This window comes from Enterococcus sp. AN402 (genome assembly GCF_040719405.1).
Taxonomy (GTDB): domain Bacteria; phylum Bacillota; class Bacilli; order Lactobacillales; family Enterococcaceae; genus Enterococcus; species Enterococcus faecalis.
Genome location: NZ_JBFDTM010000002.1, coordinates 37,798 through 49,586, shown reverse-complemented (window position 1 = coordinate 49,586; position 11,789 = coordinate 37,798). Strand labels below are relative to the sequence as shown.

The following is an 11,789-nucleotide window of genomic DNA, read 5'->3' as shown; positions in this document are numbered from 1 at the left end:
TTCGCCGAAGATCTCTTCAAAAATCCCTCTATTAATAGGTGTTTTGATAAAAAAGACAGGCACATTAATTCTGCCTAAATTTGGTTTCACATAGATACTTTTTTCTGGATATACTTCTAATGCCAAAGATTTTCCATTTTTAATAATATTCAACGTGGTGATCTCTTGAATGTTTTCTTCGGTAATTTGTTTGTTGTACCACATTTCCATTGCACGTGTATTTTTCAATCGAACTTTAACTAACTTACCTGTGTTTCCTCTCCACTGTAAGGTCAAATCTTTTTCTTGGATGGCAATTTCTTTCATCCCCTTTGCCTCTCTTTCTGCTACTGCTTCCAATTTTTCCCCTCCATAACTAAAAAAGAAGGACAAGTAATTCGTCCTTCTTTTCGTCTTCAATTATTTTGTTTCTTTTCTACGTTTAAAGCCTAAGCCTGCTAAGCCAAGCATTGCAGCTAAGCTACCAGCTACTGTTAATAAGACATTTTGTTTTTCGCCTGTTTGCGGCAATTCTGGCACTACACTTGCCTTTTCTACCACTAATGGCTCTACTGGTGCTTGCGGTGTTTTTGGTGTTGGTGGTACAATCACTGTTTTTTCTGGTGGCGTTTGTGGTTTTTCTGGTGTATGTGTCACTACCGTATTCGTTTTAATCTTCTCATTGTTGAAAGATTCTTCGATTGTGTTGTAAACGTCTCCTGCCGCAATTCGTTCTACACCAATGAACGCTTTCCATGAGTGTGCAACGTTTTTGTTTTCTTTTAGATTCATCGCATCCAAAAAGGCTTGACTGGCCGTGATTTTCACTACCCCTTTGTCAAAGGTCATCGTGAATAGTTTCGAAATGTCGTCCCCTTTATTCACTTTGGTTCCGTCTGCTAAGACAAACGCAGAATTGGCAAACACAGACCATTGGCCACTAAATTTGTCATGTTTGACGTCTAGTTTGTCACTAAGCGACCATTCTTCCACAACACCAGCGTATTCTGCAGGAATGTCACTACTTGTAAATTCATAGAAGAATTTCTCCCCTAATTTGATTGTAGCGCCATTTTGACTTTGTTTGTCACCAACTTTAATGACCACATCCTTTTTAGGATTCACTTTTGGAATATGGTTGACAACAGTATTGGTTTTAATTCGTTGGCCAAATGTATTTTGTTCCGCTGAGTTATAAACATCCCCAGAAACATTGGCTTTGACTTTTGTAGGGAGCGTTACACGCAATTCTTGCCCACCATACGCTAGAATAAAGGCTTGTGGGTCTTTGGCAAAAATTGTTACTGTGCCTTTGGCATCGTCCCAAGAGATCGTGAACTGGTTCGTAATGTCTACCCCTTTAGAATCTTTGACACGAAGTAAGTCTTTGATTGGTGTCACTTTCGTTTCGTCGTAATCATCGAAGAAAGAAACGCCTGTCGCAAGATTGACTGTGTCAAAAGCAAAGTCTTTATCGTATCCTTTTAAGTCCCAGGTCATTTCATAAGAAAGAACATCACCACGAGCAACTTTTCCATGGTTAATATCTTCCCCTTTCTTGTTATGAACGGTTTTGGTTGGTTTTGGATCATCAGGCGTATGTGTCACCACCGTATTAGAACGAACAAGCTCTTTGTTGTAGTTTTCTGTTTGTGTGTTTTCTACATCACCTGTTTTAATCCGTTCGACTTCCAGATAAACAGACCAAGCTTGTTTACCTACTTTATTGCTTCCTTCATTTAACGCTGCCAATAATGCTTGATTCATTGTAAACGTCAAGTCTTTATTGTCTTTGTTTTCTAAAAGAATGTAGGCAGAAATATCTGTTCCTGCTTTTAACGTTTTGTCCCCTACTTTAAGGTCATAGTTTGTAATAGCGTGCCATTTCCCTGTGAAACGATCATGGGTCGTGTCCAAGACATCATTCATGCCCCATTCTTCTGTGATTCCGCCATAGTTGGCTGGACGTTCGGAAGACTTCACTTCATAATAAATTTTTGTTTGTAACGGAATATCTTTATCATGTAGAGAAACACTGCCGACTGTACCGTTTTTATCTGCTTTTACATCTTTGGAAGGATTACTACCTGGCACATGGTTAATCACTGTATTTGTTACCGTTTCACCATCGTTTGTCAGCTGAACAGCTGTATTTTCAAAATCGCCTTCTACATTTTTCACTACAAACGGCAAGACAAGTAAATATTTATACCCCATTGCTAAAACAACGGAACCGTCTGCGTTGGTTTTCATCATTGCTGTGACGGTGTTTTGGTCTAAATGAAGGTCATAAGAAGCGGTCACGTCTTTCGCTTTTCCTGAATTAATCGCTGCAGCAACAGCTTTTAAGTCTTTTTCGTTCAGACTTGCGTCTGCTTGATAAACTTTCACTTTGGATAAATCAATTGTCACTTTTTCTGCATCAAAGGTATCCCGAATTCCTTGTTTTGTTACTGTTTTTGGATCTACTTTAGCAAGTTCTGTCGTATCTCCTGTCACAATGTATTGTAAAGAATCGCCACGTTTCACATTTAAATCATTGATATTTTTCTGGCCATCAGTGACTTCTTTGTTCGGAACAAGAACAGGAACGACATTGGCTTTGTATCGATTGAATTCAATCGTTGCTTTTTCTGGTTCTTTTGGATTCCCATAATTGAAAATAGGCTTCACTGATTGCGCATTTAAGTTAGTGCTAAAGGCAAACCATTGCGCACTTGATACAGGCACATTACTTTTTCCTTTTGTTGTCATACCAAAAGAAAAGGAAATACGCCCATTGGCTAGACCTACACCTGAACCAAAGTACGCATTCTTGTGACCCACAGCATCCCAATCACTATTTTTCAATCCAGAAGGTCCTGTGCCATAGTCAATATCTTCCGGTGAGTAAAATTTTCCATCCGCTTGTTTTTTCACGTATGAGCCATTAATGTATTTGAACGCATTGTTCGCCCCAAAATCAGAAACAAATTCCGCATGGCCACCTTTATTCGTTAAACTTGAATTTAAAGAAGACAGCGCATACGCAAATGGACTATCTTTATCTGGTAGTACTTCTTTCCCTGACGCATCAAAGAACTTAATCGTTAAGCGTGTTTTAACATCCTTACCATTGACTCTGTTTGTACCAATAAAAGCCGTGATAATCGGATCGTTTGAAAATACTGCATTTAACGTTCCACTTTGGCTTGGTGAGGATTGTAGTTCATAAACAAATTCTGCTTTTGTAATTTTACGTCCTAAATAACTAGCGTTTAGTCCTGTATAGGTCACTGTCACTGGTTTATTTTTTTCTAAAAGAACCGCATACCCACCATTAGACCCAAGATTTGCCTCTTTTACAAAGGAATTCTGGAAGTTGCCAGTAGCTTTCCCGCCCATATCTTTCCGTAATTTTGTAAAGATATCTTTTGAATCCCCTGCATTTACTTTATTAAAATCAGTTGCTTTGATAAATTTTCCGCCTTTAATCGACGAAATTTTAGTGTCTTTCGTCACGACAGATTGATCGAACACTAGGTTTTTACTAATCGCTTCATTGACATAGCTGTTTTCGTTCTTATGCTTGTTGTATTCCGCCACTTCTTTATCATAACGTTCTTTTTCTGCTTTGTTTTTTGCCGCAATTTCTGCATTTTCTTTGGCAATCTTTTCATTTTTGGCTTTTAATTCAGCTGCTTGTTGCGCAATCTTTTTCGCTTGTTCTTTTTGTAGTTGGTCTACTTCTTTTTCTTTTGCGGCTAAATCTTTAGAAGAAACGTTGCCTAAGTCTTCTGCTGGTTTTTCAACGACGGTAATGTTCGGATCTTTTTTCGCTTCATCAACTGCTTTGTCAACGTCTGGTGTTTCAAATTCTTTAGGAATGGCCGTTGATTTATTCGCTTCATTTTCAGCTGGTGCAACTTCTGTTGACTGCCCTAGAGGTTCATTGGTTGTTTCTGGACTGATTACTGGTTGTTCTTGTGCTGATTTTTCTGCTTCTGCTGTTGGTTGTTGCACGTTTGTGGTATCATTTGGGGTAGCTGAACTTTGTTCAGTACCTTTATTTTCTGGCGCTACTTCTTCTGCTTTGGTCGGTTGAGAAGTAGTGCCTTTTTGTACTGCTTCTTCTTCAGATACTGCCGTATTAGGCGTTGTACTACCTACCTGCGAATCGGGGTTATCGGGTTGCACCGTCGTTGTTCCTGGTTGCGTATCTAATTCCGAAGCTTGTACATCATCAGTAGCTAATCCTACAACTCCTAACACGCCTAGAAAAAGAATAGGGGCAGTTACCCAGCGCTTCTTAGCTTTGTACGTTTTAAAACGTTTTTTTACTTCTGTCTGTTGATTCATGTATCATTCTCCTCGATTTTTTATTTTTTTCTTTACAAACAACGATTTCTTCCACATGGTGCACGCACACAAGCCATCCTTTTTTCCCCCTTTCTTTTTGACAACGGTTTTACTTTATGATATAAAATAAGTACTTTAACATATTTTTCATTTTACTTTTCAAAAAGCTACCTAACCCCAATTAGGTAGTTTTCTTTTTTCTAAATCAAACCTATTTTTTCTGAACAATATCCCATGGAATAGAGGAGCGAGTATCTTCTCGTTCCTCTTTTATACTTCTCCCTCATCTTCATCATCTATTTCTTCTGGTAAATACATATACGGTTCATCAAATAGCTTTCTGTAAAGCAATTCATCGTCTTCCGTCCATTTTTCATAATTTTTACGAGGGGTACTCCACTTCATCAACGTTTCTAAATTATTGTCGTTTAACTCAATTTTTTTCATTACTATTCCTCCTATTGTTTTTTTCTCTCGTAGCAAAGCTACTTATTGGCGTGGCAGGAGTCGAACCCGCTTCTTATCTCACACGAAGTCAGTTGCATCACCGCAATGCTACACGCCAACCTAAAAGGAGCGACCTTTCAGTTTCCTGTTTTTTTGAGATTGCCATTCTTTTTGCGGTAGGCTTATGAATGGTATAAGAGCTGTTGTTTGCCACGCTACCGCTCAACCTCTGTACGGTTTTCGCTAACCGGCAGCCGGGATCGTTTACCGTAAACCCTACTTGCTGGCAAGGATTCGCACCTTGCATAATCAAATAAAACAATAAAGGGCTTGTATTGCTTTATTTTAAGCGACTTCTATTCCGCCACAGCAACCTACTTCTTCCTTTTTACTTATTAAAAATTAAAAGCATCACTGGAACAAAAAAGAGAAACGAAAAATTTTCGTTTCTCTCAAAAATCTACTATCTTTTTTTATATTTCCGTTTCAAATCTACACTCGCTAATCCTAACAATCCTGCAAAAATAGCTAAACCTGAAACAATCAGTCCTTTGTTTGACTCTTCTCCAGTACTTGGTAACAAACTACTTTTCTCTACTTTCATTGCTTGATAGCTAGTTGGTGAACCCGCTGGCTTCACTACTTTTTTATTCTCTGTCTGACGTGTTGGAAGCGACATTGCCATTACTTGATTGTCTTTCTTCGTAGAAGGAGCTACTTGTAGCGTCATTTCTTTTTGGTTGGTTTCTTTTGCCAAACGTTCTTGTTCTTTCGCTACTTGTTGTTGTAATTCTTCTCTCGCTTGTTGATCTTTTGCTGCTTGTAAATCACTTAGCAACATTGCAAGATAGTGAACTTCTTTATCCAACAAAGCTTTTGCTTGTTTATACGTTTCATGAGCGATGCTTTGTTCGTCTTTTAATTGTTCTAAGCGTTCGACAGAAGCTTGATACGCTGCTCTAGTTGTTTCTAGTTTCATTTCTGCTTCGCTTAACGCTTGAACGGCCTTTTCATAGTTTGGTTGAGCATTTTCTAACCGAGCCAAGGAACGTGTACTTGTTTTAAGTGCAACTTGTTTTTGATTTAAGTTTTCTTTCGCTAAATTCAATACTTCCTTCAAGCTGTTCAATGTATTTTCTTCTACTTGTTGGGCTTCTTGTTTTTCTTTCAGCACTTTAGCAGACGTTTGTTCAATTGCTTGTGCTTCCGCAACATTTGTTTTCGCTTTTTCTAAAACAGCAGCTCGATTTTGAATTAACTCATTGATTGTTGCCAATTGATCTTTTGTTTGTTGAAGGCTTTTTTCTGCCGTTGCAGTTTGTCGTACTTTTTCTTCATAGTTTGTCGTACTCTTAGTCGCAACTGCTTGAAGATTAGCCAATGTCGCTTTATGAACAGATAGTTCTTTTTCTGCTGTTGCTTGTGTTGTTTTGGCTGTATTTAAGGCTTGCTGACTTGCACTTCTTGCTTGTTGTGCGTCTGATTCTGCTTGTTGAGCGGTAGCTAATTTTTCTTGGTTGCTAGCTATCTCTTGTTGTAATTCTTCTTTAGATTTCATGCTTGCCACTTCGCCGTTTTGGTATTGACTACTATCCTCCAGTTTTTCTTTACCATAAGAAATAATATGAATCTTAGGAGAAATAGAATTTTTTTCACCAGATAGTGAAACGCCTAATGCTGTTTTTCCGTCTTGTAATAAAGAATGTAAATGGCTATAACCTAAGCGGCCATCATCAAACAACATATTGACAAGCATTTTACGGATACTTTCTTGAAGAGCATACTTAGAAACTTTACCATTTTCAGTTTCGTAATACCCGCCACCTAGGTTTTCATAGTAATTCATTCCAGGATATTCTTTAAAGCCATTTTCCTTAGCGGCTTTATTAATGGCTGTCACATCATGCATGTATTCTCCGGTGTCAGAATATTTCGCAACATCCCAAGCAAATTTAATTGATTGGTCTGATACACTTATTTGAGAAAGACCCAATTTTTTTCGCACATCATTTAATAATTCTGTTGTGTATACACTTAATTCTTTTTTCTGATCTGCACTTAAATGTTGAATATCCCACATCACGTCTTTATTTTTTTCATCTTCTTTGCTCGTTGGAAAATTCTTGTTCATTTCTAGTGCCGTTTTTTCAAGAGTAGCTATTTCTTCAGCACTTAATTTTGTATCGTAATCTGCACTAAACTTAGGTGGCAAGTTAATCCCTTTATGCCCTTTCAACTCTTCTTTTGAGTTATCTAAAGTATTTTGCGCTTGCTTTGTTGCTGCTTGCTTGTCTTTCAAAGCACTTTCTTTTGCAGTTAAATCTGCCTGTTTCGCAGCTGTATCTGCTTTTGCGTCTGCTACTTTCTCTTGACTAGTTGTCACAACGGTTTGTTGGTCTGCGACTGCTTGATCATTCTTCGTCTTTTGATCTTTGGCTTTGGCTTCTTCTTTCTGTTTGTTAGCCAGTTCAGCTTCTTTTGCTGCTTGTTCTTTTTCTGCCTTTGCTTTTTCCGCTTCCGCATTTTTCGCTAATTCTTCAAGCTTGGCTTGTTCTTGTTTCGCAGCTGTTACCGCTTGTTGATCTTTTTCATTTTGAATTTTAGCAGCAGCCGTTTCTTTTGCTTTTTCATCAACAACCGCTTGTTGTTGGTTAACATCTGTTTGAGCTTGATCCACTACTTTTTGTTGTTCATCAACAGCCTGTGTATCAGTCCCCACTTGGTCTTTGGCTTTTTCAATCGCTTCTGGTGTTGCTTCATCCACTACTTTTTTAGCTTCTTCTATAGCTTGTTGTGCCTCTTTTACGGTTGTTTCTTGTGATTTAACCGCTGTTTCAGCTTTAGAAACCGTAGCTTGTTGTTCTTTTACTGCTTGATCTGCCTTCATACTTTGTTGTTTCGCTTTATCTGCGACTGTTTGTTCTTGTGCAACCACTTCTGTTTGTGTGTTTACTGCTTGTTGTTTTTCGGCAATCGTTTGACTAGCTGTTTGTTTTTGTGGCATCGCTTCTTTAGCAACCGCTGTAGAAGTATTCGTTGTTTCTGCCGCCTGTACTTGTTGTCCCCCAACACTTACACCTAGCCCTGTTACTGCAACAATCCCTAATCCTGTTTTTACACTTTTATTCATTACATTTTCCTCCTCATATTTTTACGAGTATATTTTAATAAATAGCTTACACATTCATAATGCATATGCTTAGATAATTTTTTATACTAACCTTCTCTTATTTACTAATTTAATCAAAAATAAAAAAATTCCGCAGGGTTTCTAGCAACTGTTACCCCAAACTCTAAAAGGAGCCAGATAATCGCTCGCATACGGTCATGGCGATTCTCCTTTATGTATATGGCACTATTCACTTCGCATTGAAGTTCTAACCCCCAGCCCTTAGTAGCCACGCTGATAACTGGGGCAGTCTATTAAGACTGACTATAGGTTTCTCCTGTCTCTAATTACTCCTAATTGTCCACCTTATCTTTAAAAATAAGTGTTGTATTGCCCACTCTACCTTAGTGAATATCAAAACGTTTAACGTAATATCTCATCAGGATTGCCCGTTCTGTCTTTCACTCTCACCCTGCGTTCACAAGCTTTCAAGTTTGCTTTAAAAGGAATCAGATTTAGTTAAAACATGTACTGCTAATCAAATTAGCAAATAAGAAAAGGTTAGCTTCTTCCGTCACTTGTTTCCTACTTTTTTAAACTCTTTTCGAGAATTTTCTCGAACTTTTTTCTCAATAATATTCAATTGATTGTACACATCTATTGCTTTTGGCTTATTGATTGTGATCCCCATCCCTTTGCCTGTTTTTATTAGTGGCGCAACGTTTTTTCGATTGCCTGTTCCATTGCCAGAACGTCGTGCAATCAAAATCCCTTTTTTCTTTTGAGAATAGACACGCTCAATATAGGGATACAACGCATCAATCGAACAAGGACTATGATAAATATCAACCTGCCTACCTTCCGTCCACAAAACAGTGTGCCTCATTAACTTACTTCCATCGACATAATACGTTTTCCGTGCTTTACTTCCTGATTCTGGAAATAACACCACTCGCTTACCATAGCGAAGTACTTCTTCTGGACTCATAATTGTCATACAAAACATCCTTTCTTTCATTGATAGTTTCCACAAAAAGAAGAGCCATGCGTTGTTTGCATGGCTCTTACGAATAGTTCCAGTACAAACAATGCTTGAAACATTGAGTTATTCCACAAGCTCCCACCTTGAAAAAAATGAGGACTTGTTACTTGGCTTTATTCTTTTTTCAATAAAGTAACAGACAACAAAAAAGCGGGGAACATATACATGAACTGTATACATTCCCCGCTGTTCCAACATTTATACAACTAACTAAAACAATTTACTGTAAAAAACTTTACCTAAGCCAATAAAGGAGTTTAAAAAAGCCTAGAATTTTACATTAAAAATTGTTATACTATACGTTGTAACTAATGTTGCAACAAACGAGAACCGAGTATAGTTCATGGGTATATCATGAATTGTTTAACTGTCCTCTAGGATGGCCGTCCTATGGCAGTCGGTTCTTATTCTTTTTGATGTCCTTTAATATTTCTTATCAGATAAATACTAAAGTTATTGCAATTGCAATTGTTGTATATCTTAATAGTTTTATTAGAGCGGCTTTCATTTTTACCCCTCCTATGAATAACATAATACCACTAAGGTGTTAAATTAGCAACCCATTATTTTCACTTTTTATAAAAAAAGTGAAAATAATCATAAATCCAACGTTTAAGTGTTATATTCAACACCTATATTCTTATTTTCATCAAATTTTATTATTTTTTTGTTTTTTAAGTTTACTTTTTAAAACTTTACATATTAGCTAGGAGGAACACAATGTTTACTATAGGAGCTACCTTAAAACAGATAAGAAAAGAATTGAATTATCATCAAATAGATTTGTATTCTGGAATAATGTCCAAGTCTATTTATATAAAAGTAGAAGCTGATTCACGACCTATTTCTGTAGAAGAGTTAGTCAAATTTTCAGAACGCTTAGGAATAAACTTTTTTGAAATTTTAGACAGGGCTGGCATGAACACAAAAAGTTTAAACGAAGCAGGTAAAGAAAAACTTCTTATTTCAAAGATATTCAAAAATCCTGATTTATTTCAAATAAATTTTCAGAGAATTGAACCAAAGCGTTTAACTAGCCTTCAGTATTTTAGTATTTATCTAGGATATATTTCTATTGCACATCATTACAATATTGAAGTGCCTGTTTTTAATGAAACGATTACTTCAGACTTAAAACATTTATATGACAAAAGAACGGTATTTTTTGGAATTGATTATGAAATTGTCTCAAATCTTTTAAATGTCTTACCACTTGAAGAAGTTTCAGGACTCATTAAAACTATGTATCCAATCGTGGATTCCTTTGGTAAAGATTACGATTTAACTATTCAGACTGTTCTAAAAAATGCTTTAACAATATCAATTATGAATAGAAATTTAGAAGAAGCACAGTATTATATTAAGCAATTTGAACACTTAAAAACTATTAAAAATATTAGTATAAATGGATATTACGACTTAGAAATAAATTATTTAAAACAAATATATCAATTTTTAATTGACAAAAATATTGATTCTTATTTAAATGCAGTAAATATTATCAACATCTTTAAAATCATCGGAAAAGAAGATATTCATAGATCTTTAGTTGAAGAACTTACAAAAATATCTGCAAAAGAAAAATTCACACCCCCTAAAGAAGTAACCATGTATTACGAAAATTACATTGCAATAGAAAATAATCCTATTCCTGAAATAAAAGAACGGTCATGAACACATATCCATGACCGTTCCTTTTATTTTTAGTTTATTATAAAAGGTGTCTAAACATTTCCAAGCCACCTACAAAATTACCAATCATTCCTCCCAAACTGGCTAACACAAACACTAAAAATACTCTCAAAACACGATTCTTATATATTTTCTTAATAGATTTTATATCTTCATCCATCGTTTGAAAATCACGTACTTTGGGTTTTCTTAAAGTAGCCTCTACAATAGCAGAAAACACTCCTACAGACACCATTGGTAACAAAGTAGCAAGAGGAGCGAACACTAGAGAAGTAACAATTGTTAAGGGGTGAGCCAGCGCTAATAAAGTAAACAATGCTGATAAACCACCATTCCAAATTCCCCATCTCATTATTTGGTCTTTACCTACATCTACACCTAAGAAAAACGAATAAATTAACAAGCCTATGATAATCAAAGGTATAATACTCTCTAAAACTTTGGTTGACCAAAGCTTTGGCGGTAAAGTTTCTAATTCTTTTATATCTATTTGTTGCCCACTCTTTAAATTTTTCTCTACTCCTCGTAAATGCGCCTGTCCAATAACAACTACGATTTTCCCAGCTTCCTGTTCTAAAATTTTCTGTGCTAAATATTGATCTCGTTCTACTAACAAAACTTTCCATAGTTCTGGATACGCTTCTTGTAGCTGTTCAAATATAGGCTCAAAATTTTCAGAATTCAATAATTTTAGCATTTCTTCTTCAGATTCTTCCGCACCTTCTAAAACACTACCAAAAGCATAAGGAAGCAACGCCTTTTTTCTTAGTGGAATTAAGCGCCAAAATCGTTTAAAAGTTACTTGTGAGTCTCTATCGACTAATGCTATTTTTGCGCCAACCTTTTCTGCACTACTAACAGCCTCAAAAAATTCAGCGCCAGCTACAGACTCATTAATTTTAGCCAAATGTTTTTGAATTAATTTGTAAATAACGCTAGAAATTAATACAGTTAGTCTTTTTTGTTTGATTACTTGAACAATATCTGTATCTGACCATTCATCAGGTTTCAGGTACTTGTCATATCGACTTTGATCCCATTCAAGGCAAACTATATCTGGTTTTTCTGCTTCGATTATATTTTTAACTAATTCAGCACTTTCACTGGAAATATGAGCTGTCCCGATTAAAATAATTTCCTTGCCTTTTATAAAAACATGACGAACTAATTCCATATACCCTC

General features: G+C 36.2%; 7 protein-coding genes and 1 tRNA gene. 1 reads left to right on the top strand and 7 read right to left on the bottom strand.

Annotated features, from left to right (window positions below; translation table 11 throughout):
- The 6 genes from prgU to AB1I62_RS00490 form a co-directional block, all read right to left on the bottom strand.
- A partial coding sequence (gene prgU / locus AB1I62_RS00515; RefSeq protein WP_367018798.1) for a pheromone response system RNA-binding regulator PrgU occupies positions 1–339 on the bottom strand: 339 nt, incomplete at its 3' end.
- 60 nt (positions 340–399) lie between these two features.
- The gene (prgB, locus tag AB1I62_RS00510; RefSeq protein WP_367018796.1) at positions 400–4,317 is read right to left on the bottom strand and encodes an LPXTG-anchored aggregation substance PrgB/Asc10; all 3,918 of its coding nucleotides are present in this window, start codon (positions 4,315–4,317) and stop codon (positions 400–402) included.
- 270 nt (positions 4,318–4,587) lie between these two features.
- Complete coding sequence (locus tag AB1I62_RS00505) at positions 4,588–4,764, bottom strand: hypothetical protein (RefSeq protein ID WP_164548981.1); 177 nt, start codon at positions 4,762–4,764, stop codon at positions 4,588–4,590.
- Between the two features lie 45 nt (positions 4,765–4,809).
- Positions 4,810–4,882, bottom strand: a tRNA-OTHER gene (locus tag AB1I62_RS00500).
- Between the two features lie 345 nt (positions 4,883–5,227).
- Positions 5,228–7,894 (bottom strand): SEC10/PgrA surface exclusion domain-containing protein, encoded by a 2,667-nt coding sequence (locus AB1I62_RS00495; protein WP_367018795.1) that lies wholly within the window; start codon positions 7,892–7,894, stop codon positions 5,228–5,230.
- A gap of 553 nt (positions 7,895–8,447) precedes the next feature.
- Positions 8,448–8,870 (bottom strand): hypothetical protein, encoded by a 423-nt coding sequence (locus tag AB1I62_RS00490; RefSeq protein ID WP_367018794.1) that lies wholly within the window; start codon positions 8,868–8,870, stop codon positions 8,448–8,450.
- Between the two features lie 765 nt (positions 8,871–9,635).
- On the opposite strand from AB1I62_RS00490, the gene AB1I62_RS00485 reads away from it, so the two are divergent.
- Positions 9,636–10,589 carry a helix-turn-helix transcriptional regulator gene (locus AB1I62_RS00485; protein WP_367018792.1) on the top strand — a complete coding sequence of 318 codons (954 nt, stop codon included), beginning with the start codon at positions 9,636–9,638 and terminating at the stop codon, positions 10,587–10,589.
- A 37-nt stretch (positions 10,590–10,626) separates the two neighbouring features.
- On the opposite strand, the gene AB1I62_RS00480 is transcribed toward AB1I62_RS00485, so the two are convergent.
- Positions 10,627–11,781 carry a TraB/GumN family protein gene (locus tag AB1I62_RS00480; RefSeq protein ID WP_367018790.1) on the bottom strand — a complete coding sequence of 385 codons (1,155 nt, stop codon included), beginning with the start codon at positions 11,779–11,781 and terminating at the stop codon, positions 10,627–10,629.
- Positions 11,782–11,789: the final 8 nt, after the last annotated feature.